We start from the raw sequence: 23,484 nt of genomic DNA on the forward strand, positions 1-23,484 counted from the left end.
GAAACCTATAGCAAAACCTGATATGGATAAAACAGTACGCATTAAATGCCTCAATAATAACAAAACCTTCAACACCCTGCGCGGCACCTCTCTCAAGGAAATTGCAGAAAATCAGAAGATATCCACCAAATACCCGATACTCGGAGCAATGGTAAACAATCAGGTGAGAGAATTGTCCTTTGAAATATACAATCCGAAAACCATCGAGTTCATTGACATCACCCATAAAGACGGAATGAGGATGTACATTCGGAGCCTCTCCTTTCTGCTGACAGCTGCGGCGAAAGAAGTTTTTCCTGAAGCCACACTGCGAATAGATCACTCTGTCAGTAAAGGATTTTATTGTGAACTCCACGGACTGAAACAACCATTATCCATTGATGACATTTTCGAGATTGGCCGCCAAATGCGAGAGATGGTGGAAGAAGACATCCCCTTTTTACAATTCAAGGATGAAACCGATGATGTCGTTGCACTTTTCAAAGAAAAAGGATTACACGACAAAGTGCAATTGCTGGAACATCGAGGTCAGTACTATTCAACCTATTACAGTTTAAACGAGCATATCGGGAAATTTTACGGATTCATGGTTCCCTCCACAGGGTACCTCAAAGTATTTGACCTTAACAAATATTACAACGGAATGCTTCTGCAAATGCCCAGCCAGCAGCACCCTGAAGAGGTACAGGAGTTGGTGGAACAAAACAAAATGTTTGAAATTTTCCGCGAGTTCAGTCACTGGAACCGGGTGCTGAATGTAACAAACATAAGTGACCTTAACGATGCCGCTCACAACGGGGCAGCAGAACGATTGATAAAAGTGAGTGAAGCACTTCATGAGAAGAAAATTGCCCAGGTTGCAGACATGATAGCCTCCCGAAAAGATGAGCTCAGAATTGTACTGATCAGCGGCCCTTCATCTAGTGGAAAAACAACATTCAGCAAGCGACTGGCTATTCAGTTGCTGGTGAATGGAATCTGCCCGCTAAACCTTTCCCTGGACAACTACTTTGTGGACCGGGAGAAAACACCACTGGATGAGAATGGCCAATATGATTTTGAAGCCCTGGAAGCTTTGGATATTGACCTTTTTAATCAACAATTGCTTGATTTGATGGCAGGAGAAGAGGTGTCATTACCAAAATTTTCGTTTGAATCCGGAAAAAGAATTTTCAACGGCGACAAACTGAAGATGAGAAAAGACAATATTCTTATCATTGAGGGGATTCACGGACTAAACCCCAAATTAACCCACCTGATTGAAAACGACAAAAAGTTTAAAGTTTACGTTTCAGCCCTAACCAACATCAACATCGACAATCAAAGCAGAATACCGACGACCGACAATCGCCTGGTAAGAAGAATCATTCGTGATTACCGTTATCGCAACTATTCGGCTCAGGAAACCATCTCCCGTTGGGACAGTGTACGCCGGGGCGAAGACAAGCATATCTTTCCGTATCAGGAAGAAGCAGATGTGATGTTCAACTCCGCCCTGCTTTACGAACTGGCGGTGCTGAAACCTTATGCAGAACCCATTCTTCTTGAAGTTCAACCCAACCAGGAAGAATATTCAGAAGCCAGTCGTCTGCTGAAATTCTTCAGTTATTTCAAACCTATACAACCAAGGGAAATTCCGCCCACCTCCATATTGAGGGAATTTTTGGGTGGTAGCAGTTTTACGTATTGATTGCTCCCTTATTCGCTTCGCCCTCATTGATGATTTTTTGCAAAATTCAAAAATCAATCAATGAGTTAACAAATTGATGGTTGGCACCCATTCGGGGACCTGATTCATGTTAAGTTTAACCCCCGGGTTTGGCACCCGGGATTATTTAAATTTGCCCACTGCGGGGACGAACCAGTTCTGTCCTATCCGCAATAAACTGTGTCTTAAAAGCTATTAGAGGGGTTGAAAACCATTCGCAGATTATTTTACTGAATTATTTCTTTATTCCTAAATAGTTTGTAATTTCACGAAGATTGAAAATTCCGGTTTTTTTAGCCTACTTCATTCATGAAATATCAATTTCATAAGAAACACCTCGAAGCATTTTTCTGGATTCTGGCCATTATCCTGCTGGCCTTCACCAATCCGGAAGGCTCCGGACATTTGTCCCTTTGTCCGCTAAAAAATATGGGGTTCAACTTCTGTCCGGGATGCGGACTGGGACATTCAATTTCGTGGATTTTCAGAGGTGATATTATAGCCTCTTTTCATTGCCATCCACTCGGAATTCCCGCATTGATTATCCTCTTAGTCAGAAGCATCAATTTATTGAGACATGACATTCATCTATCACAAAAACTAATCTGAACACCAATGGAACGTATTTTTAAACTAATGCCCGAAGCAGATATGGAAGAAGCTTATTTTCTGGACAATCTGCTCAAAGAAAAAAGTGATCAACAGGCTAAAGATTTCTTATTCGTTTACCGTACTCGGAGGCGGGACCCTCAAATGACACTGCTTACAGCACTCATTGGCTTTCTCGGCATCTCAGGCGTGCACCGTTTCCTGCTCAATCAGATAGGAATGGGAATCCTGTACCTTTTCACCGCCGGTCTTTGCTTTATCGGAACCATTGTGGATCTGGTAAACCATCGAACCCTTACATTCGAATACAACCAAAAAATGGCCTATGAAATCATGCAAATGATGCGGTGAAGTTGGAAATAGTCAATAGCGATTAGAGAATAGTCAGTAGATTTTTGGGGATGATTGAAGTGGGAAACAGAGAAGCCTTGAAGCAAAATCATTAATGGCTGACTTCAAGGGTTTTCCAGTTCTGTCATAAATATATCATACTCTAAACTTTCAGAGTATTGACTCAGAATCTCAGATAGGTTAAACTTCTTCCTTACCAGGAGCTATCTCTTTTCCAGCTTCCGAAGAAATGCACTCAATTTCTCCCTTCCTGCTTTTCCCATTGCAGACAATCCAACCGGGGGATATTTGGCCACTCCTCCCTGCATCCGTTGAAAAAGGACAAGTTTGGATACCATGCCGGCTGCACCGAAACGGATTTCATGATGATGAAAATTCTGAAGAGGAATCTTGAAAGCTTTAAACTTTCTCCCTACGGGAAAAAGGTTATAGTATTTCACCATCAGGTTTGCATTGTTTTCCACTTCTACACGCACATAGCAATAACCTCCGATATAGAAAAACAGAGCAATTAAACCGATTGTTACAGCCAATCCGATTCGCAACCACATGGGCGAATAGAAAAGCTCGAAAAAGGACAATGCAAATACAATGACCAGCCCTGCCCAAATGCCGGAAAAAATCATAAGAGCCCGGGCGGATTCTTTTTGGTTTGATATCATTTTACCATCTTTTATTTCGAATCATACATAAAGGGTTTGTAATGAAATAAATTGACAGCTTTAACAAAGTTATTTTGTTCTTTATCGACTTGAAAATACTGCAATTAGCGGGCTATTTAATGGATTTTCAAGGAAGTTAAAGGGCAAAAGAACACGTTTAAAGTGTCAGGTTATTTCGGCACAATCCCAAAGCAAAGATAAAAGTTCGAACTCAATAAAAAAGCTTATTTTTGCAGCAATTACCTAATTAGTGTTTGTCCATAAAGTACCATTTACTGCGTTACGCTCGCCCGAAAATTCCTCATTTACTCAAGTAAACTGCGTATTTTCGGGCTTCGCAAGCCTTGTAACTGGTACTTTCTTGACAAACACATGACCAGAAACAAATTTTGCTTAGTTTATAGGCTAACACTAATTAAAGAAAACAGATGCAACCATTACCGTCTAAATCTGCTCCCGTATCCATCAGCAAAGATCCGGTAGCCGACCTGAATGAACTGATTAACAAAATATCACCTGACAAGGTGTTCCTGCTGACCGATGAGCACACTCAACGTCTTTGCCGCCCGCTAATAGACGGGGTTAAAGGAGTCACCAACAATCAATCCATCACCATCGCGGCCGGCGATTATCATAAAAACACCGAGGCGCTTGCTTCTGTCTGGCAAATGCTGTCTGATGGTGGAGCCTCCCGGCACTCCCTGCTTATCAACCTGGGTGGCGGAATGCCCTGTGACCTTGGCGGATTTGCTGCAGCAACCTACAAACGGGGAATTCCATTCATTAATCTTCCCACCACACTGTTGTCGATGGTCGATGCTTCCGTTGGTGGAAAAACCGGTATTAATTTCAACGGCTTTAAAAATGAAATCGGAGCTTTTCGCATTGCCGAAATGGTTCTGATTCACACCCCGTTTCTAAATACACTGGATAAAGACAATTTGCTCTCGGGATATGCCGAAATGCTGAAACATGCCCTCATCGACGCTCCCGAAACGCTTGAAAAGTTATTAATTACTGAGCCGGACAATATTTCTACAGAATTCCTGGCAGAACTCGTTGCAGATTCAGTCATGGTAAAGGACCGTTATGTGGAAGCGGACCCATTGGAAAAAAACATTCGTAAGGCGCTTAATCTGGGACACACCATTGGTCATGCTTTTGAAAGCCTGGCCATGAAAAAAAAGCGCCCGGCTCTTCACGGATTTGCGGTTGCCTGGGGACTGATTCCGGAATTAAGACTGGCCGTTGTCAAGGAAAAATTTCCAAGTGAGATTGCTAAAAACACAGCAGATTATATCAATCAGCTTTATGGAAATCACAACTTCACGCCCGATGATTTTGAAGAGTTGTTTTCCCTGATGCAACACGACAAAAAAAACAAGGGAGACCGAATCAACTTCACACTTCTGAGCAATGTGGGAACACCTGTCATTGACATCCATTGCAGCAAGGAAGAGATCAAATCAGCGATATTTGACTGAAAATACAGTTATTAGATTGTGGTCAGCAAATATTTTTAAATCATTTGTATTCGATCAAAAAGAACAGATTGTTTCATTTTGTTACCAAAGACCAAAACTTTAAATCGTTTGAGTAAAAGATGAAATTGATCTTAACTTACAGTATCAATAAATCAAGAATTTCAGAATAAACCATCCGTGTATCCGCAATAACCGGTCTCCAGAAATTACTAAACAATATGGCAAAACTTAAAGTTACAGCTCCAAAAGAAATCAAGGACATTCGGATAGAATTGCCTTCATCAAAAAGTATCAGCAACCGTCTGTTAATCTTAAACGCATTGTCGTACAGCCCCTATCCGGTAAAAAACTTATCGGACAGCGATGACACAAAAGCTCTGGCAACAGCACTAACATCCAATGCCAACCTGTTCAATGTGGGAGCTGCCGGTACCTCCATGCGGTTTCTTACCGCTTTTTTAAGCAGAATCGCAGGTGAATGGGTTATTACCGGAAGTGCACGAATGAAAGAAAGACCAATCAGAGTCTTGGTGGATGCGTTAAAAGAGATTGGAGCCAGGATTGAATACACCGAAAAGGAAGGTTACCCGCCCCTGAAAATATTTGGTAGTTCACTGCAAGGCAAAACGCTGGAATTGCCCGGCAACATCAGCAGCCAATACATTTCAGCCCTTTTGATGATTGCACCAACAGTAACTGACGGGCTCACACTGAAGCTTGTTGGCGAAATAACCTCCCGACCGTATATCAACCTCACCCTCAAACTTATGGAGCAATTTGGGGTACAGCACACATGGACCAATGACACAATCATTGTTCCCGAACAACAGTTAAAACCGGTGCAAACCAAAGCAGAAGGAGACTGGAGCGCAGCATCGTACTGGTTTCAGATGGTGGCTCTTTCCAAAAACGAAAGCACTATTACATTGGGCGGACTCGACCGTTACAGCCTGCAGGGAGATGCAGAAGTGGCCAACCTCTTTGATCAATTGGGGGTAAAACATAAATTTTCGCAGAAAGGCCTTCAACTTACCAAATCGGGTACTCTAACCAAGCTTTTTAGTTACGACTTCACAGATCAGCCTGATCTGGCCCAGACCTTTGCCGTAACCTGTGCCTGCCTCAACATCCCTTTTCATCTAAAGGGTCTCCACACCTTAAAAATAAAAGAGACCGACCGAATCAATGCACTTATTGCCGAAGCCCGTAAATTAGGCTTTGTTTTTACCACCAACGATGTGGATGATTTGAAATGGGATGGCCAACGAGAAGAAGTTTCCGGACAGGCAACCATCAGCACCTACCACGACCACCGTATGGCCATGGCATTTGCCCCGGCAGCACTTACCAACGATCAAATATTCATTGAAGACCCGGAGGTTGTCACTAAATCTTACCCCGAGTATTGGGACGATTTAGTGAAAGCAGGATTTGGCGTGGAGATTATTGAGTAAAAGCTTAGTATATTCAGAAATCATCAACCATAATAAGAATGAAAAGGCTGCCAGTTGGCAGCCTTTCCATTTTTATTATAATGTTTGTCTATTCCTAAATATGAATAACCTCATCGTAGGCAGCAGCAGCAGCCTCCATCACAGCCTCCGACATGGTCGGGTGCGGATGAACCGTTTTGATGATTTCGTGACCGGTAGTTTCTAACTTACGGGCAGAGACCAGTTCGGCAATCATCTCGGTAACATTTGCACCAATCATATGAGCCCCGAGCAGCTCACCATATTTGGCATCAAAAATAAGTTTCACAAACCCTTCCTTATGTCCTGCAGCACTGGCTTTACCACTTGCTGAGAACGGGAATTTACCAACCTTAAGCTCATATCCGGCTTCTTTGGCGGCTTTTTCGGTCATTCCCACGGAAGCAACTTCAGGCGTTGTATATGTACAAGCAGGAATATTGCCATAATTGAGAGGTTCCACATCTTTTCCGGCAATTTTCTCCACACAAATAATTCCTTCAGCAGAAGCAGTATGCGCCAGTGCCTGTCCAGGGACAATATCGCCGATGGCATACACACCTTCGGCCGTAGTCCGGTAATATTCATCAACCTTCACGCGCCCTTTTTCAACCTCAACACCAGCATCCTCGAGTCCTATATCTTCAATGTTTGGAGCAATTCCAACTGCAGACAAAACGATATCTGCCTCAATGCTTTCTTCACCTTTCTTGGTCTTCACCGTTACTTTCACCTTTTTACCAGAAGCATCCACGTTGGTAACTTCACTGCTGGTCATCACTTTAATGCCGGCTTTCTTAAATGAACGCCCCAACTGTTTAGAGACCTCTTCATCCTCCAAAGGCACCACATTGTCGAGATACTCCACCAGGGTAACTTTTGTTCCAATGGAGTTATAGAAATAAGCAAATTCACTACCGATGGCTCCGGAACCAACCACTACCATCGATTCGGGTTGTTTCTCCAGCGTCAATGCTTTGCGATAACCAATAATTTTTTCTCCGTCTTGTGGAAGATTTGGCAGCTGACGACTGCGGGCACCTGTAGCCAACAAAACATGTTTTGCCTCGATGGTATCTTTTTTACCATCGCTGTTGGTAACCTCAACTTTTTTGTCTTTGGTAAGTTTTCCGGTCCCCTGAAGCACTTCAATTTTATTTTTTTTGAACAGAAACTGGATGCCATTGCTCATACCACCGGCCACTTCACGGCTTCGTTTCACCATGGCTGAAAAATCGGCAGAGGCTTTGCCATCGATGTTGATACCATAATCTTTGGCGTGGTTCAGATATTCAAAAACCTGAGCACTCTTCAACAGCGACTTGGTGGGAATACAGCCCCAATTCAGGCAAACACCGCCCAGTTCGGCCTTTTCCACAACGCCTACTTTCATACCAAGTTGGGAAGCCCTGATAGCAGCCACATAGCCACCCGGGCCACTTCCTATAACAACGAGATCGTAACTCATAATTTTGTATTACTTTATTTGATATAATAATGTGATTGATTCAAATCCAAATATCGTAGATATTTTAGAGTAAACAATCGATTTGAATCTTTGTTGAAAACAGGCCAATATTATAAAAAAGTAAGCCGGTCTTCGCAATGAAAACCGGCTCTTTTTTAGAAGTCTTGACTCGGACTTATAAAAGTTCTTTTAACTTATTTTGAAGTTGCTCACCTCTGAGGTTTTTCTCAATAATATTTCCCTCTTTATCGAGGAGCAAAGTAAATGGAATAGACTGAACACCATAAGTATTTGCCACATCTCCCTGAGGATCGTGAAGCAGCGTCCAGGTCATATTATCTTCTTCAACAGCCTTCAGCCATGGTTCGGCAGTTTTATCGAGAGATACACCTACAATTTCAAAGTTCTCTCCGCCAAACTCTTCATAAGCCTTAACCATGTTAGGACTTTCTTTACGACAGGGACTGCACCATGACGCCCAGAAATCCAGAAATACATATTTTCCCTGAAAATCAGCAAGGCTCACTTGGTTTCCATCAATATCTGCCAATGTAAATTCAGGAGCAGCATTTCCTGCCTGAATTGTTGTTTCAGCAGCCTTCTGCTTCTTCATAGGTTCCAGCATTTTTTCCAGTTCAAGCACATACGGATGTCCGGCATTGCTTTCCTGCAAGGATGTCACCAATTCTTCAAGTTCGTTAAGCTCCATGGAACCAGCCATATTCATAGCCAGAAAAGCACCAACCACATTATCGGTATTGGCCATTACGAAGTCGTGGTAATACTGCTGTTGCTCCTGCATAATTCCCTGATATTCAGCAGCCAGTTCCTGCATTTTCTCCTGGTCGCCACTCTGGCGGGCAGCCATAAATTCCTGCTGAAGACTTTGCGCTCGATCATTGGAAGGAACACCATCATTAAACTCTTTAAATTTAGCGTTGATATCAGATCCTGTTACCTCTGCATCCTGCATATTCTCAACATCTGCATTAATGGTGATATTCGCATTTTCCAGGAAGAATGCAACAGGCACCTGATTATCGTCAACATAAATCAAGTGAAGTTCAGGATGTTCTACAGAACCTGTAAAAGTAAAAGTACCGTCTATAATTTCAGCGGTGTCGATGGCTGCAGGTCCCTGTGCTTCAATTTTCTGCAACACGGCCTGTCCTTCGGTTACACCCTCTACTGTTCCACTTACCTTATATTGGTCAGTTTTGCCACAAGATGCCAAAACCACAAGGCCAGTCAATAATAAAAAACCAATCTTTCTCATAAAATAATCATTATAGTTTATCAAAGTATTTATTCAATAAGTCACGAGCTGCAATAAATGAACTGGTTTCCGCATTCAACACCTTTTGTTCATATTTTTTCAGCTCACCTTTTATTTCCGGATGATGATAAAAATTATTCTTCAACTGTTCGTTGATACTTTCAAACATCCAGTATTTCGATTGTTCCCGGCGATTATTGCTAAAATAACCGTTCTCCCGGGTCATATTTACATATTCCAGAATCATCTCCCAAACATCTTCCACTCCTTCATCAAAAAGAGATGAGCAGATTTCCACTCTGGGTGTCCATCCTGATTGTGTGGGGGGGAACAGATGTAAGGCATTTTTGTATTCCGTCCGGGCCATTTTGGCCTTCTGGATATTTTGTCCGTCTGCCTTGTTAATCGCAATGGCATCGGCCATCTCCATTATTCCTCTTTTTATCCCCTGCAATTCATCACCGGCACCGGCAAGCATCAGAAGCAAAAAGAAATCTACCATTGAATGCACGGCCGTTTCCGACTGCCCCACTCCCACTGTCTCTATAAAAATGGTATCAAATCCGGCTGCTTCACAGAGAATTATCGTCTCTCTGGTTTTGCGGGCTACCCCCCCCAAAGAACCAGCTGAAGGTGAGGGGCGAATGTAAGCATTTTTTTCGGCAGACAACTTTTCCATACGGGTTTTATCCCCCAGAATACTTCCGCGAGAACGCTCACTACTAGGGTCTATGGCCAACACCGCAAGCTTCCCGCCACGTTTCAGGATGTGCATCCCCAGCGCCTCAATAAAAGTACTCTTTCCGGCACCAGGCACACCGGTAATACCAAGCCTTACAGATTTACCGGCATAGGGCACACATTTCTCAATAATTTGCTGAGCTACCTCCTGGTGTTCCGGTTTACTGCTCTCAATCATCGTTACAGCCCGGCTCAGTATGGTTACATTCCCTTTCAGAATACCTTCCACATACTGATCAACAGTCAATTTAGATCGCTTCCGTCCCAGAAACCGTTTCGCAGCTTCAGGGTTCACTGAGGGCAGGCTCTCCACGCCTTTGTTTACATTCAACCCTTTATAGGCTGGATCATTTTCCACATGTTTGTGTCTGTCCCAAACATCCATTCTCCAATATTTTTTCACCCTTCCGCTTTTCCCGCCGATTGCGATACAATCAGGCGATGAAAACAAAAGGAAATTAAAATTATTTTCCGGGGTACAACCACTCTTCCTGACGAAGCTCTTTCGACCCTCTACAATACAAGGCACTTAGCAATTAATCCGGAAAAAACTTTCTGATTTCTCCCCCGCTACTTATCCTAACCCGATATAAGTCTTTCCATGGGATTCAGGAAATCCTATTTCACCACTGTTCCGGTCAACCGAAGCAGCATGGTGCTTTTCTTAGGGTCATTTGAATAGATGGTTACCGATTTATTCTGTCTTCCACTCATACCTCTGGAGTTAAATTCAGCCACCACATTGGTGCTTTCACCGGGTGCAATCACCATTTTATCGGGCTGAATAGCAGTACATCCACAAGAAGACCGCACCTTTCTTAAAACCAGATTTGATTTTCCGGAGTTGGTGATTACAAAATTGTGAGAAACTTTTTCACCCTGTTTTAGCTCACCAAAATCAAAAACCCTGTTATTAACATCTAAAACAGGAGCATTGGCAATCTGTTCATCTGTCCAGGCAGAAAAATCCTCTTCAATGGTCGCACTTACACTCAACCTGTTTCTACGATTGCTCTCACCATTTATCTTCAGATAGATCTGATCAACCACAAACCCCCAGTCACTTTTCACTCCGGCATCATAAACAGCAGTAATAACACCTTTTTTACCGGGAGCCACGACCTCAGGATCCACACTTACATTCAGATGAGAAGGGACACTTTCGAAATCAATGGCTACTTCACTATCTGATGAATTAATAAACTCAAGCTCTTCACTTTTAACCTCTTCCGGCGCAATGCGTGTCAGTGAAAGATGAGAAGTCTTCAATCTGATTGGGCCCATCTCTCTGGGGTAAATATCCTCTATGGTTTTTTCCTTTGGCAGAACCTTCCCAGTAATACGAAGTACCTTGGTAGGCTCAGTGCCATTGGTTGAAACAATCGCCGATTTATTAAAATTGCCGGGGCGGTTACGGGGATCGAATGTTACCTTAACAAACCCCCTTTTCCCGGGTTGGATGGGTTGACGAGTCCAATCGGGACTTGTACATCCGCAGGAGGCACGAACATTATGAACAATCAGAGGCTGCTCCCCCTTATTGGTAAATGTGAAGGTGTGCGTCACAGTCCCACCATCCTCTTTAACCTCACCAAAATCGAAAATTTCTTCCTCAAAAGAAATGGCAGGCTTCGCTTGTTGTGCCTGCACCCCAAATCCCAATAAAAGAATAGCGAAAGACAATAATAATTTATGCATCATCTATATGTTTTTGTTAACCAATTAGAATAAAACAATTCATTCCATTACATTCTCACAAAGCTAATAATAATTTTAATTCCGAAAATTTTCCAAAACCATGCCAAACCCCAAAAATAAATTCACTAATTTGGAAATAGCCATATTTTTCCTTTATCCACTGAAACCACTACCTTTGTAATTAGTCTTTGCAAAAAAACACCAACTACTTCGTTATTCTTGTTTTTGAATCAGTCATTTACAAAAAGTAAACTCCTTGGATTCAAAAACTTCGAAAGCCTTGTATTTGGCGCTTTCTTATCAAAGACTGGGGAAAGCTTAATTTTCTTGCCAGCACTAATTAACATTTCTTTATCCGGATTTATCAAACATTAACCTGACACATCGGGATTACCTCACAAACAATGCACTATGAACAGCTTAAAACAATTAATACAAGCACTTACCGACGAGAAATTTGAAAAAATCATCGGCCACAGACGGCATATTCATCAACATCCGGAACTGTCGTTTCAGGAACACAACACTTCGGACTATGTAGCAGGAGAATTAAAGAAACTGGGCATTTCTTTTAAGCATGGATATGCAGGAACAGGCATTGTGGCCACCATTGAAGGAACCGGGAAAGGAAAAACCGTTGCATTGCGTGCCGACATGGATGCACTTCCAATTCAGGAGGAAACATCCTTACCTTTTGCCTCGGTAAACAAAGGCGTAATGCATGCCTGCGGCCATGATGCACACACATCGGCTCTGCTGGGGGCTGCAGAAATTCTTTCAACATTAAAAGAGCACTGGAAAGGCACCATTTTACTGATATTTCAGCCGGGAGAAGAGATGTTTCCCGGCGGAGCCAACCTGATGCTGAAGGAGGGAGCACTTGAAAACCCGAAACCGGACCTGGTTATCGGGCAGCATGTATTACCGGATATGCCGGCAGGGCACGTAGGTTTCAAACCGGGGATGTACATGGCCTCAGGAGACGAGGTATATCTGACCGTGAAAGGAAAAGGCGGACATGCAGCATTGCCACATACCCTCAATGATACCATTTTAATTGCTTCCAGCATTATTGTAGCACTTCAACAAGTGGTTTCACGAATTGTTCCGGCCAGCATCCCAACAGTTCTCTCTTTTGGCAGAATAGAAGGATTGGGTGCCACCAATATCATTCCGGAGAAAGTGGAAATTGCCGGGACATTACGAACGATGAACGAAGAGTGGCGAATAATCATTCAAAATAAAATAAAAGAGATAGCCGAAGGAACAGCAAAAGCTATGGGAGCAGAGTGCGAGGTAGATATAAAACACGGCTACCCTGTGGTGCATAATCACGAACAGTCCACCCACGATGCTCTTTCTTTTGCCAGAGAATTTCTAAATCCTGAAAAAGTGGAAGAGATGGACATTCGTATGACCGCTGAAGATTTTGGCTATTACACACATCGGTTCCCTTCTGTTTTCTACCGCTTTGGTGTGGCACAAAAAAACGGAGAGACAGGTGCGCTCCATACACCCCGGCTCAACATTAATGAAGAAAGTCTGAAAACAGCAACAGGCATGCTCTCCTGGCTGGCTATTCGTTTCCTGAACCAATAACTCAACGGTTATTCACTTAATGCACTTTTTTTCTTAATTTTGCCTGTTGTAAAACATGGTTTTAGAACATTGTTCAAAAGGGGGCTTATTCCGGAAAAACAGGAAAAGCATAGCACACAAATAAGAAATGGGTAACAAAAAAGGCACATTACAAGAACCAACCATCAAGGACATTCCTCAACTATATGATGTATTGACCCCTGAGGAGAAAGAGTATCTGCTGGCCAATCACACGACCATCCGTTACAGGAAAAATCAAATTATTTATCAGGAGGGTGAAAAACCCACCGGCCTGTCTTGCATTGGTTCCGGCAAAGTAAAGATCTATAAAGAAGGAATGACTGGGCGTGAACAAATTGTCCGCATGGCAAGCGGCCCGGGCTTTATCGGATATCGTGCTCTTTTTGCTGATGAAGCACACATTGCTTCCGCTGTGGTTTTTGAGCCATGTGTCATTTTCCATGTAGCAAAAGATGTAATCATGGAGCTGATGCAATCCAACAATGCTCTGTGCATGAACATCATCAAATCTTTCGCCACCGAACTGGGCTTTGCACGCTTCCGTACCGTATCACTCACTCAGAAGCACATCCGGGGAAGACTGGCCGAGAGCATTTTGGTATTGCGCGACATCTATGGTTATGAAGAAGATCGCATCACGCTCGGCATTTATCTATCCCGGGAAGATCTGGCCAACTTTTCCAACATGACCGCTTCCAATGCCATACGCACACTTACCGCATTTGTCAAAGAGAAAGTACTCACTGTTGACGGACGCATCATAAAAATTCTCGACGAGCAAAAATTGGAACGGATTTCGAGGCTCGGGTGAGGCAGAGAATTAGTCAGTAGTTAGTAGCCAGTAGTTAGTGACCCGACAGGCAGAAGTTTAAAAGGCAGAAGAAAAAATATTGACACAAAAGCCATCTTTCAACATTCAAAAGAAAGTAGAACCGACTACTCCTTGTAATAGACCCGTGTAACCCGCCGGGAGATACTTGTAAGAATTTCATAAGGAATGGTTTCCAGTTGACGAGCAAGATTGGTCAGTGGATAGTCATCTCCGAAAACAATCACCTCATCCCCCTCTTCGGCCTGGATGTCTGTCAGGTCAATCATACACATATCCATACAGATATTTCCGACTATGGGTGCCAAACGGCCGTTTACCATCATTTTGCCCACCCCGTTGCTTAAGTGGCGGTTCAGACCATCGGCATACCCCACCGGAACCACACCAATCCGGCTGTCTCTCTTTACCATTCCCACACGGCCATATCCAATGGTTTCAAATCCAGGAACCGGCTTTATGTGAGAAATGTATGACTTCAGAGTGACCACATTGCGCAGATCTTCAATTTTACCGGGTCCAAAACCATAGAGTCCGATTCCCAGTCGCGCCATATCGAATCGTGCTTCCGGGAAACGTTCAATCCCCGCACTGTTCAGAATATGCATCATAAATTCAGTATCCAATTCTTTTCTCAAACGGTCGCAAATGGTTTTAAATTTCTTTATCTGTTGCAGAGTAAAAGCATCATGCGCCTCGTCATCACTTCCTGCCAGGTGGGAAAAAACGGACTTGACACGCAACGAAGGCATATGCTTCAGACGGGCAACCAGTTCATCAATTTCATGCTCCAGAAACCCCATTCTGTTCATGCCGGTATCAACTTTTATATGAATCGGCATCACTCCTGACGCCTCTGCACGTACCACTGCATTAAATGCTTCCAACACATTGAACCCGTAAATCTCGGGTTCCAGATTATAATCGAGCATTTGCAGAAAACTCTTCTCTTCCGGATTCATCACAATAATCGGGGTTGCAATTCCTGCGCGGCGAAGCTCTACTCCCTCATCAGCAAAAGCCACTCCCAGATAATCCACATTCTGATATTGCAGTGCTGCGGCGATTTCATAAGATCCGCTTCCGTAAGAAAAAGCCTTTACCATGGCCAGGAGTTTTGTCTCCGGACCAAGCAACCGTCTGTAGCGATTAAGGTTATGCACCATGGCATCCAGATTTATCTCCATTACCGTAGCATGTCGTTGTAACTCAAGACGCGCCACAATTCTTTCGAAACTGTATTTCCTGGACCCTTTCACCAATATGGCCTCTCCTCTGAAATGAAAAGTAGAAAGAGCTTCCAGCATCTCTTCCGTGGTTTCATAAAACGATGAAGGCAAATGAAAATGCGACGCATAGCGTACCATAGCGGGACCTACCCCCACAAAACGATCAATCTGCTTCTCATTCACCAATGTCGCCACCAACGGATACAAATCATGATCAGGAATCCCGGTTTGCAAAAGGTCAGAAAGTATTACCGTACGCTTCACCCCCTTTTTACGGCTTTGCTGTACAAGGAAATCAAGGGCTACCTCAAGTGAGGTAAAATCAGCATTGTATGTATCATTAATCACCAGGTTGTTATTGATACCAACCTTCTGTTCCATGCGCATTGCCACAGGAACCAATCCGCCAATTTTCTCAAGAATCTGTTCGGGTGAATATCCGTGATAAAGCATGAACAAAACCACAGGTAGCGTATTTTCCACACTCACCTGATCGGTATAAGGGATGACCACTTCGAATGTGTCCACGCCCCACCGAAGCATCAGGTGCTTGCGATCATTGACCTCATCCTCGCTCAGCAATTGAAGCGTTGCTTTTTCGGCGCGGCCCCATGTCAGCAATTCCTTTTCGGGAAACATGGTTCCCATCCGCTCATCCACCAGCGCCTGATCACAATCATATAAAATGGTATCCACATCCTTAAAAAGCACCATTTTTTCTTTCAGCTTCTCCTCCAACGAAGAAAAATTCTCCTGATGCGCCTGTCCCAGAGTGGTAAAAAGTCCGATGGTCGGCCGGATAATCTCCTGCAACAACCGCATCTCTCCCGGCATGGAAATTCCGGCCTCAAAGATGCCCAATTCAGAAGTTTCATTCAGGTGCCAAACAGAAAAAGGTACTCCAATCTGACTGTTATAGCTGCGAGGTGACCGTGCAATGAAAACATCGCTGCCCATCATCTGGGTAATCCATTCCTTAACAATGGTTTTACCGTTACTTCCGGCAATTCCCAATACAGGAATCTGAAACCGTGACCGATGCCATGCCCCTATTTTTTGAAGTGCCCGCACAGGGTTATCCACTTCAATCCAGTTGGCCTTTGCCGCAACATCCGCCGGAATGCGTCCCTTCTTCACCACAAAATTACGCACCCCTTTTCCTGCCAATTGATGTAAAAACTGATGTCCATCGTGTTTATTTCCGGTCAAAGCAATAAAAAGACTCTCACCAGCATCATAAACGGAGCGACTGTCTATCAGCAAACGCGCCACAACCGAGTCATTATTTTTCACCAAATGCCCATCACAGGCTTCTGCTAATTGTTCAGGAGAATATGTAATCATTTCTTATAAAATTTGTGATAACAGGCACGACAAACAGCTTCATAGTTGTCTGATGCCCCCAGTTCCACCAGCTTGTCGCTTTGTGATTTTCGTAAAGAATATTGAGCCAGATCGCCGCAACGCATACAAATAGCATGAACTTTAGTAACATACTCAGCCGAGGCCATCAGTGCTGGCATGGGACCAAAAGGAATCCCTTTAAAATCCATATCCAGACCTGCAACAATAACACGTACACCCTGACCTGCAAGCTGATTACACACACTCAAAAGGTTACTGTCGAAAAACTGCGCTTCATCAATTCCTACCACATCTACATTACTGCTTAGCAGCAATATATTCCCGGAACTCTCCACAGGTGTGGAACGAATACTATTGGAATCATGAGAGACTACTTCATCTTCACTGTACCTGCTATCCACCATGGGTTTAAAAATTTCAACCCGCTGACGGGCAATTCCGGCACGACGAAGACGACGCAGTAACTCCTCGGTTTTCCCGGAAAACATCGAGCCTGCAATAACTTCTATCCAACCTCGTTTTTCAGACTTATCAACCTTATTTTCAAGAAACATTTAAAGAAAAATTTATTTTCGCACTTCAATCACTACATTTGCAAATGTAACAAAAATGGGCCTCAAGCTATTATGGAAAAAGATGCTCTTCTCGAAATAATTATCCACGATCTAAAAGAAGTGGAGATAATGGCAGAAAATGCCAAAGGTGACAAACATCTGTCAAAAGCTTACTTTAAGCTTACCAGAAACAGGATAAACAGCATTCTGGATGAAATTGAAATGCTGGAAGAAATTTCGCTTCCCGTTGCCGGAACTCAAGCAACTAAAAATCCTGAAACACCTGAAAGCACTACTCCTTCAGAGAAAATCTCAATAATTGATCAGGAGGAAGAAGAAGGAAAAAACAACCAGGCAACCACGAAACCTAAAGAAACGGGTCCAAAAAATTTTCCTGAAGAGAAAACCATTGATGAAAAAGAATTTCCCTCTCCGGATGAAACAGCTCAGGAAAAAGAATCTGAAGAGGAACCGCTGGTGACTGATATTCCTGACGAGAGGGCACCATCGAAAGAAGAGATCCCCGCTCCCTCGCCGGAACCTGAGAAAAAAAACCATCAGGAGAAAAAAAAGGAAAACCAGGTACTGGGAGAAAAGCTGGTAACCGAAAAATCTTCCTTCAACGAGCAAATAGGAAAACATCAGAAAAGCACTTCATCCCAACGCTCCTTTAGTACTCCTCCCATTGCTGATCTAAAAAAAGCAATGGGCATCAACGACCGGTTCTTTTTTCAAAGAGAGTTGTTCGGAGGCAGCGCAGATGTAATGAATCAAACCCTGGAGCAACTCAATGAGATGCACGGAATTAATGAAGCTCAAAATTTTCTGCTGGCCAATTTCAACTGGGATCCGGAAAATGAGGCAGTACTGAGTTTTATGGAACTGGTGGAACGCCGTTATCTTTAGTATTATCATGAGTAAACTATATGTGATTCCCACGCCCATTGGCAATCTGGAAGACATCACTTTCCGGGCTGTCAGAACTCTCAAGGAGGTGGATTTCATCCTCGCCGAAGACACAAGAACTTCAGGTAAACTCCTAAAGCACCTGGAAATAACCACAAAAATGTATGCCCACCATAAATTCAACGAGCATGCATCGGTAGAGAAGGTCATTTCCCGTCTCGCACATGGAGAAACTGCAGCCCTGATATCAGATGCCGGAACTCCGGCCATCTCAGACCCGGGATACCTGGTTGTCCGAAATTGCATCGATGCCGGCATCGCCGTGGAATGCCTGCCAGGACCAACCGCCTTTGTCCCGGCTCTGGTAACAGCAGGACTTCCCAATGACAAATTCTGTTTCGAAGGTTTCCTGCCGGTAAAAAAAGGACGAAAAACCAGGCTGGAATTTCTTCAGAACGAAAAAAGAACAATGGTTTTTTATGAATCCCCCCACCGGTTGCTAAAAACCCTCGGTCAATTTTCCGAACATTTCGGAGCCGACCGTCAGGCAGCTGTTTGCAGGGAGATCAGCAAAATTCACGAAGAAACTGTCAGAGGCTCTTTACAGGATCTCGTGGCCCACTTTTCCGATCATCCACCCAAAGGAGAAATTGTTTTAATTGTCAACGGGCAAAAAGATTAATAACTTTGATTGGTATTTCTGTTCAGGAATACAATAAATATCTCCTGAACTACGTACTATACAGGTAATCAGGAAAAGATCTTAAAAACATAAACCTTAGTAAAATGAAAAAGCTACTAATTATATTGTTTGTCCTGCCTCTCCTTTGGCAATGTCAAAGTGGTCCAAGCCGGACCGAGCTCCAACAGCAAAACGACTCGCTTGCCAGAGCTACCGCTCAGAAAGACAGCCAGATGAATCAAATGGTCAACACGATTGGTGACATTGAAGCAACCCTCCGTGTTATTAAAGAAAAGGAACAAATTATTGCCTTAAAAGCCCGCCAGGGAGAAACTTCCGGTGAGTCGGCCGAACAAATCAACGAAGACATCCGGCTGATTTATGATCTGATGGTCCAGAACAAAGAGCGCATTGAATCGCTTGAACAACAACTGAAGCAATCAGGCATAGAAACAGGCCGTTTGAACAAACTGGTGGCCAGTCTGAATGACGAATTGCGTCAGAAAAATGTGGAAATAAAGCAACTCAACGACCTTCTTAAAAAGAAAAATGCAGAGATTGATGACATGTTTTATGCCCTTACTGACATGGAAATTGCACTTGACTCCATCAAAACTGCCAACGAAGAAGCCCACAAGGAGCTGCAGTCAACACGCGACGATATGTACACCGCATATTATGCCATCGGCACTAAGAATGAGTTAAAAGAAAAAAACATCATCAACCGGGAAGGATTCCTATTCTTTGGCAAAACAGAACTCCTGAAGGAGAACTTTGAAAAAGAGTATTTTGCCGAAATCGACATCCGGGAAACCGACAGCTTGGAATTGTTTCAGCCTAACGTTGAAGTTCTTACCTCACATCCGGAAGAGTCTTTCTCTCTGGGTGCCGATGAGAATGGCAACATGGTTCTGAAAATAGAAGACAAGGATGCGTTCTGGAGCATCTCAAGATATCTGGTGGTTCAAGCTAAATAAAAGGCCACGTAAATCCCCCCATGGGGGGACTTAAAATAGATACAAAATCCGGATCTCTCAGGAAATTCCTGCGGAGGTTCGGATTTTTAACCTAAGAAATGACATGCAATACAAACATCTTTTTTTCGATCTCGATCACACCCTGTGGGACTTTCACAACAATCAGATAACCACACTAAAAGAACTTTTTGACACCTATCAACTGAATCGGTTTTTCAATAATTTCGACGATTTCTTTGCCCAATATATGCCCATCAACACCGGCCTCTGGCATGAATACCAACATGGACGTATCCCCAAGCGAGATGTAAAAGTAGGTCGGTTCCATCAGACATTTTCTCAGGCAGGATTTGATGACATTGCCGTTGCCGAATCCTTTGCCAATGACTTTGTTTCGGGAAACTCACTGCAAACCAAGGTCATTCCCCATGCAAAAGAAACCCTTAAGTATCTCAAAAAGAAAAAATATCACCTGTACATCATCACGAACGGTTTCAGGGAGGCCCAGCATACAAAAATGGAAAAGAGTGGCCTGACACCATTTTTTGAACGAATTTTCATTTCCGAAGATGTCGGGGTCAGTAAGCCTCACAGGGATTTCTTTGAGTATGCCATCAAAAGTGCCAATGCCCGAAAAAAAGAGAGCCTGGTAATTGGAGACAGTTTGGAAAACGATATTAAAGGAGCCCGGGAGTTCGGGGTCGATCAGGTCTATTTTAACCCGGAGAAAACACCACACGAGGAGCCAATTTCAAAAGAAATATCATCTCTGAAGGAATTAATAGAGTGGCTTTAAAGTCGCAGAGTTTGGAGCGCAGAGCATAGAGCATGAGAGCTGAACTTCAAAATTCAGTTAAGCTTGTTAAAATGGTGCATCCTTATCGAATCCGGCAGGAGGTGCGTCAAAACCTCCTCCCTGTCCCGGAGCTAAACCTCCAGATGGAACACTTTCATCCTCATTCATTTTGGACTTAAATGTCATGGGTTCAGAACCTCCGTTGCCCGGATCAAAACCATCACCCGACATGGGCAATCCCTGAAGTTCGGGATCTTCAAAACGTGCCAGTTCTTTTCGGAAACGCAAGCGCACATCTCCGGTAGCACCGTTACGGTGCTTGGCAATAATCACTTCCCCCATTCCTTCAAGAGAATAACCTTCTGCATCCTCGAACAGGCCATAATATTCAGGACGGTGAATAAAACACACCATATCAGCATCCTGTTCAATGGCTCCGGATTCACGCAGGTCGGCCAGCTGGGGACGTTTTCCTTCCAATCCTGTCCGGTTCTCCACCCCGCGGTTCAACTGAGATAGCGCAATAATAGGGACATCAAGTTCTTTAGCCAGTCCCTTCAGCGACCGCGAAATCATACTCACCTCCTGCTCACGACTTCCGGGGTTCATTCCGGCAGCACTCATCAGCTGAAGGTAATCAATGATAATGATCTTTACATCGTGCTGTTTTTTCAGCCGCCGACATTTGGCTCTGAGTTCAAAAACAGACAACCCCGGCGTGTCATCCACAAAAATGGGGGCTCCCATCAGTGAATGAATTTTGGAATCCAGCTGTTCCCATTCCTGAGAGGACAAATTTCCATTTTTTATCTTTTCACCGGGAATCTCAGTCTCTGAAACAATTAAACGATTCACCAACTGCACATTAGCCATCTCAAGTGAGAACAAAGCCACGGGTTGCTGATGTGTAATGGCCATATTTCTTGCCATCGAAAGTACAAAGGCTGTTTTTCCCATCGCCGGACGCGCTGCAATAATCACCAAATCGGAAGCCTGCCATCCCGAGGTAATGCGGTCCAGACCGGAAAAACCCGAAGGAACCCCACTCAAACCGTCTGTTCGCTTTCCGGCTTCTTTAATTCTTTCAATAGATTCCTGGATGACAGGATCAATCTGTGTCACCTCCTTTTTCATAGTTCCCTGCGACAACAGAAAGAAGCTGTTTTCCGCTTCATCCAACAAGTCATTCACATCCAATGACTCATCGTATGAGCGGGTCTGAAGATCGCTGGAAATATGAATCATTTCACGCTGCAGATATTTCTGCCAGATAATTCGTGCATGATACTCGATATGAGCAGCAGAAGCCACGCGGCTGGTAAGCTGAGATACATAAAAAGCACCTCCCACCTCTTCCATTTTTCCGAGCTTCTTCAACTCCTCGGTAACCGTGAGAATATCAACAGGTTGTTCGTGAAAAAACAGATTAGAAATAGCCTGAAAAATGTGCTGATGAGCCTCCCGGTAAAAACATTCCGGCTTCAGAAGTTCCGATACGGCAATAAAAGCGTCTTTCTCCAACAACAAAGCACCCAGAACAGCCTCTTCAATCTCCACTGCCTGGGGAGGAATTCGTCCCATTTCGGAATCAGCCTGAATTGGTGTTCTTCGATTGTTGTTGTTCTTAAAATTGCTTTTTTGGGCCATGACCAAATCTGTTTTTATTTCTCAGGGAAAAATTATCATTTTTACAAATAGTGCCACAACAAGTTTATCCCCTCTTATATGCTAATAAATAAAACAGTTAGAAGGGACTGCCAGCACAAATTCGTTTCATTATCGGATTTTGGGGAAAGGGAAACAAAGTTAGAAAAAAATGTGCCTGATTGTAGCACTTCCACACGGAGATTTATCAAATGACATCAAAAACAACACAACTCATTAATATTCAACAACCTGAACACCTATAATAAATACACAAAACCCCGCTGCAGAATTTGCACAGCGGGGTTTTTAAAAATCTGCTTCAACCCATCATGGGAAAAAACGGGTCTGGCTATTTTCCGGACATAACTCCTTTAAAAAATTCACCGGCACGGGTGGGTGTATAATCCCAGTCTTTAATCAACTGTGGCGACCAGCCAGGATCAAAAACCCAAACAACATAAGAAATTCCCTTTTCAGTAAAATAACCGGTAAGAGTCTCTCCATAAGTTTCATCTCCCAGGCAAGGAATATGGGCCCCTTTCTGATCGGGATACATGTAGCCTACCTCGGTGGCAATTACCGGATAGTTGTCAGCTACAAACCCGAAATCACGCTCCCATTGGGGAACCCAGGGTTGTTCTCGTTTCTGTGGATAGGGATGACTCACATAAGCAATATTTTCAACCGGTAACGGTTCATTCATAACAGGTGTAAGGTCATAGGCCCAGTTAAATCCGGCCACCAAAGGTACAGCATGAGGATTGTTCGCACGTATCACCGAAATAACATCCACCATTATATTGCTCCACTGCCCCCACGTTAATGTTCCCAGCTCACCATTGTAAGTGGTGGGTTCATTAAAAATCTCATAAAGTGCCACCGCCGGTTCATTCTTATATCTGCGACTGATGGTGTACCAGAAACGATAGGTTTCCCGGATAGAGGTATCATACATCTCATTCTGAAACAATCCGGTACGCAGGTTTCCGATAGAATGCCAGTCGATAATCACATACAAACCAGCAGCTTTGGCCCATTCAATACCCTGATCAAGTAACCCAAGGTACTCTTCCTGCCCTCTTTCACGCCAGGCAGCGGGATGAACGGGAAGACGCACAATATTGGCACCCCAGGCGGCTACCTCATCAAAAATATCGGCCTTCCACTGGCCTTCTTTTTCCAGACGGTCGGGATCGGCAATATTCAGACCTTTAAACACAACGACTTCACCCTGTTCATTGACAAAATTTTTGCCCTCGACCGAGATGCGTGAAAATGGATTGTCCTGAGCTGATGTCATCAGTGATACCACCAGTAAACCCAGGCACAAAAAAGTTAATCTTTTCTTCATAGGATAAGTTTATATTAGAAAGTAAAAAAGTGTACACCAAACACTTTAACAAATATAAA

Annotated in this window: 20 protein-coding genes; 11 read left to right on the forward strand and 9 right to left on the reverse strand. The window is 43.6% G+C overall.

All coding sequences use genetic code 11. The annotated features are described in order from the left end of the window. The first annotated feature begins 22 nt into the window (after nucleotides 1–22). From W7W_RS0115580 to W7W_RS0115590, 3 genes are all read left to right on the forward strand, one after another. Nucleotides 23–1,690, forward strand: coding sequence for a nucleoside kinase (locus W7W_RS0115580; RefSeq protein ID WP_010664625.1), 1,668 nt, complete (start codon nucleotides 23–25; stop codon nucleotides 1,688–1,690). 327 nt (nucleotides 1,691–2,017) lie between these two features. Further along, entirely contained in the window at nucleotides 2,018–2,317 is a 300-nt protein-coding gene (locus W7W_RS0115585; protein WP_010664626.1) for a DUF2752 domain-containing protein, read from the forward strand. 6 nt (nucleotides 2,318–2,323) lie between these two features. Then, the gene (locus W7W_RS0115590; protein WP_010664627.1) at nucleotides 2,324–2,668 is read left to right on the forward strand and encodes a TM2 domain-containing protein; all 345 of its coding nucleotides are present in this window, start codon (nucleotides 2,324–2,326) and stop codon (nucleotides 2,666–2,668) included. 203 nt (nucleotides 2,669–2,871) lie between these two features. Here W7W_RS0115590 and W7W_RS0115595 read toward each other — a convergent pair whose 3' ends face one another. After that, entirely contained in the window at nucleotides 2,872–3,330 is a 459-nt protein-coding gene (locus tag W7W_RS0115595) for a hypothetical protein (RefSeq protein WP_010664628.1), read from the reverse strand. Nucleotides 3,331–3,758: 428 nt separating this feature from the next. Here W7W_RS0115595 and W7W_RS0115600 point away from each other — a divergent pair, with 428 nt between their 5' ends. Together W7W_RS0115600 and aroA are read left to right on the forward strand one after the other, a co-directional pair. Continuing rightward, the gene (locus W7W_RS0115600) at nucleotides 3,759–4,814 is read left to right on the forward strand and encodes a 3-dehydroquinate synthase (protein ID WP_010664629.1); all 1,056 of its coding nucleotides are present in this window, start codon (nucleotides 3,759–3,761) and stop codon (nucleotides 4,812–4,814) included. Between the two features lie 218 nt (nucleotides 4,815–5,032). Continuing rightward, nucleotides 5,033–6,268: a 3-phosphoshikimate 1-carboxyvinyltransferase gene (gene aroA, locus W7W_RS0115605; protein WP_010664630.1), complete on the forward strand. Its 1,236-nt coding sequence runs from the start codon at nucleotides 5,033–5,035 to the stop codon at nucleotides 6,266–6,268. 94 nt (nucleotides 6,269–6,362) lie between these two features. Here the strand turns inward: aroA and lpdA are convergent, their stop codons facing one another. From lpdA to W7W_RS0115625, 4 genes are all read right to left on the reverse strand, one after another. Further along, the gene (lpdA, locus tag W7W_RS0115610) at nucleotides 6,363–7,754 is read right to left on the reverse strand and encodes a dihydrolipoyl dehydrogenase (RefSeq protein ID WP_010664631.1); all 1,392 of its coding nucleotides are present in this window, start codon (nucleotides 7,752–7,754) and stop codon (nucleotides 6,363–6,365) included. Between the two features lie 175 nt (nucleotides 7,755–7,929). After that, entirely contained in the window at nucleotides 7,930–9,030 is a 1,101-nt protein-coding gene (locus W7W_RS0115615; protein ID WP_025006812.1) for a TlpA disulfide reductase family protein, read from the reverse strand. A gap of 10 nt (nucleotides 9,031–9,040) precedes the next feature. Further along, nucleotides 9,041–10,156, reverse strand: a complete 1,116-nt coding sequence (gene meaB / locus W7W_RS0115620; protein WP_010664633.1) for a methylmalonyl Co-A mutase-associated GTPase MeaB — start codon at nucleotides 10,154–10,156, stop codon at nucleotides 9,041–9,043. Between the two features lie 233 nt (nucleotides 10,157–10,389). Next, nucleotides 10,390–11,472 carry a DUF1573 domain-containing protein gene (locus W7W_RS0115625; RefSeq protein WP_157202497.1) on the reverse strand — a complete coding sequence of 361 codons (1,083 nt, stop codon included), beginning with the start codon at nucleotides 11,470–11,472 and terminating at the stop codon, nucleotides 10,390–10,392. Nucleotides 11,473–11,880: 408 nt separating this feature from the next. Here W7W_RS0115625 and W7W_RS0115630 point away from each other — a divergent pair, with 408 nt between their 5' ends. Both W7W_RS0115630 and W7W_RS0115635 read left to right on the forward strand, forming a co-directional pair. Continuing rightward, the gene (locus tag W7W_RS0115630) at nucleotides 11,881–13,068 is read left to right on the forward strand and encodes a M20 metallopeptidase family protein (protein WP_010664635.1); all 1,188 of its coding nucleotides are present in this window, start codon (nucleotides 11,881–11,883) and stop codon (nucleotides 13,066–13,068) included. A gap of 127 nt (nucleotides 13,069–13,195) precedes the next feature. Further along, on the forward strand, nucleotides 13,196–13,900 hold the full coding sequence (locus W7W_RS0115635; protein WP_010664636.1) for a Crp/Fnr family transcriptional regulator: 705 nt from the start codon (nucleotides 13,196–13,198) through the stop codon (nucleotides 13,898–13,900). Between the two features lie 125 nt (nucleotides 13,901–14,025). Here W7W_RS0115635 and W7W_RS0115640 read toward each other — a convergent pair whose 3' ends face one another. Beyond that, nucleotides 14,026–16,491, reverse strand: a complete 2,466-nt coding sequence (locus W7W_RS0115640) for a bifunctional UDP-N-acetylmuramoyl-tripeptide:D-alanyl-D-alanine ligase/alanine racemase (protein ID WP_010664637.1) — start codon at nucleotides 16,489–16,491, stop codon at nucleotides 14,026–14,028. Next, entirely contained in the window at nucleotides 16,488–17,066 is a 579-nt protein-coding gene (locus tag W7W_RS0115645; protein WP_010664638.1) for a thymidine kinase, read from the reverse strand. Before W7W_RS0115645 ends, W7W_RS0115640 begins: the two co-directional genes overlap by 4 nt. A 72-nt stretch (nucleotides 17,067–17,138) precedes the next feature. Between W7W_RS0115645 and W7W_RS0115650 the strand changes: the two genes are divergently transcribed. The 4 genes from W7W_RS0115650 (at nucleotide 17,139) to W7W_RS0115665 (ending at nucleotide 20,427) form a co-directional block, all read left to right on the forward strand. Further along, nucleotides 17,139–17,972, forward strand: coding sequence for a hypothetical protein (locus tag W7W_RS0115650; protein WP_010664639.1), 834 nt, complete (start codon nucleotides 17,139–17,141; stop codon nucleotides 17,970–17,972). A 7-nt stretch (nucleotides 17,973–17,979) separates the two neighbouring features. Then, entirely contained in the window at nucleotides 17,980–18,654 is a 675-nt protein-coding gene (gene rsmI / locus W7W_RS0115655; protein WP_010664640.1) for a 16S rRNA (cytidine(1402)-2'-O)-methyltransferase, read from the forward strand. Nucleotides 18,655–18,758: 104 nt separating this feature from the next. Continuing rightward, nucleotides 18,759–19,631, forward strand: coding sequence for a Cbp1 family collagen-binding glycoprotein adhesin (locus tag W7W_RS0115660; protein WP_010664641.1), 873 nt, complete (start codon nucleotides 18,759–18,761; stop codon nucleotides 19,629–19,631). 103 nt (nucleotides 19,632–19,734) lie between these two features. Continuing rightward, nucleotides 19,735–20,427 (forward strand): YjjG family noncanonical pyrimidine nucleotidase, encoded by a 693-nt coding sequence (locus tag W7W_RS0115665; protein WP_010664642.1) that lies wholly within the window; start codon nucleotides 19,735–19,737, stop codon nucleotides 20,425–20,427. Nucleotides 20,428–20,493: 66 nt separating this feature from the next. Here W7W_RS0115665 and dnaB read toward each other — a convergent pair whose 3' ends face one another. Beyond that, nucleotides 20,494–22,074, reverse strand: a complete 1,581-nt coding sequence (gene dnaB / locus W7W_RS0115670) for a replicative DNA helicase (protein ID WP_010664643.1) — start codon at nucleotides 22,072–22,074, stop codon at nucleotides 20,494–20,496. Between the two features lie 349 nt (nucleotides 22,075–22,423). After that, nucleotides 22,424–23,425 (reverse strand): glycoside hydrolase family 5 protein, encoded by a 1,002-nt coding sequence (locus W7W_RS0115675; RefSeq protein WP_010664644.1) that lies wholly within the window; start codon nucleotides 23,423–23,425, stop codon nucleotides 22,424–22,426. Nucleotides 23,426–23,484 lie beyond the last annotated feature (59 nt).

It is taken from the genome of Marinilabilia salmonicolor JCM 21150, assembly GCF_000259075.1.
GTDB lineage: Bacteria > Bacteroidota > Bacteroidia > Bacteroidales > Marinilabiliaceae > Marinilabilia > Marinilabilia salmonicolor.

Excerpts from the sequence above, each read along its gene's own strand:
- W7W_RS0115635 (WP_010664636.1), top strand. The coding sequence starts at position 13,196 with ATGGGTAACAAAAAAGGCACATTACAAGAACCAACCATCAAGGACATT.
- W7W_RS0115650 (WP_010664639.1), top strand. The coding sequence starts at position 17,139 with ATGGAAAAAGATGCTCTTCTCGAAATAATTATCCACGATCTAAAAGAA.
- W7W_RS0115630 (WP_010664635.1), top strand. The coding sequence starts at position 11,881 with ATGAACAGCTTAAAACAATTAATACAAGCACTTACCGACGAGAAATTT.
- W7W_RS0115615 (WP_025006812.1), bottom strand. The coding sequence starts at position 9,030 with ATGAGAAAGATTGGTTTTTTATTATTGACTGGCCTTGTGGTTTTGGCA.
- meaB (WP_010664633.1), bottom strand. The coding sequence starts at position 10,156 with ATGGATGTTTGGGACAGACACAAACATGTGGAAAATGATCCAGCCTAT.
- W7W_RS0115585 (WP_010664626.1), top strand. The coding sequence starts at position 2,018 with ATGAAATATCAATTTCATAAGAAACACCTCGAAGCATTTTTCTGGATT.
- W7W_RS0115675 (WP_010664644.1), bottom strand. The coding sequence starts at position 23,425 with ATGAAGAAAAGATTAACTTTTTTGTGCCTGGGTTTACTGGTGGTATCA.
- W7W_RS0115600 (WP_010664629.1), top strand. The coding sequence starts at position 3,759 with ATGCAACCATTACCGTCTAAATCTGCTCCCGTATCCATCAGCAAAGAT.
- W7W_RS0115590 (WP_010664627.1), top strand. The coding sequence starts at position 2,324 with ATGGAACGTATTTTTAAACTAATGCCCGAAGCAGATATGGAAGAAGCT.
- W7W_RS0115595 (WP_010664628.1), bottom strand. The coding sequence starts at position 3,330 with ATGATATCAAACCAAAAAGAATCCGCCCGGGCTCTTATGATTTTTTCC.
- dnaB (WP_010664643.1), bottom strand. The coding sequence starts at position 22,074 with ATGGCCCAAAAAAGCAATTTTAAGAACAACAACAATCGAAGAACACCA.
- W7W_RS0115640 (WP_010664637.1), bottom strand. The coding sequence starts at position 16,491 with ATGATTACATATTCTCCTGAACAATTAGCAGAAGCCTGTGATGGGCAT.
- lpdA (WP_010664631.1), bottom strand. The coding sequence starts at position 7,754 with ATGAGTTACGATCTCGTTGTTATAGGAAGTGGCCCGGGTGGCTATGTG.
- W7W_RS0115645 (WP_010664638.1), bottom strand. The coding sequence starts at position 17,066 with ATGTTTCTTGAAAATAAGGTTGATAAGTCTGAAAAACGAGGTTGGATA.
- aroA (WP_010664630.1), top strand. The coding sequence starts at position 5,033 with ATGGCAAAACTTAAAGTTACAGCTCCAAAAGAAATCAAGGACATTCGG.
- rsmI (WP_010664640.1), top strand. The coding sequence starts at position 17,980 with ATGAGTAAACTATATGTGATTCCCACGCCCATTGGCAATCTGGAAGAC.
- W7W_RS0115665 (WP_010664642.1), top strand. The coding sequence starts at position 19,735 with ATGCAATACAAACATCTTTTTTTCGATCTCGATCACACCCTGTGGGAC.
- W7W_RS0115580 (WP_010664625.1), top strand. The coding sequence starts at position 23 with ATGGATAAAACAGTACGCATTAAATGCCTCAATAATAACAAAACCTTC.
- W7W_RS0115660 (WP_010664641.1), top strand. The coding sequence starts at position 18,759 with ATGAAAAAGCTACTAATTATATTGTTTGTCCTGCCTCTCCTTTGGCAA.
- W7W_RS0115625 (WP_157202497.1), bottom strand. The coding sequence starts at position 11,472 with ATGATGCATAAATTATTATTGTCTTTCGCTATTCTTTTATTGGGATTT.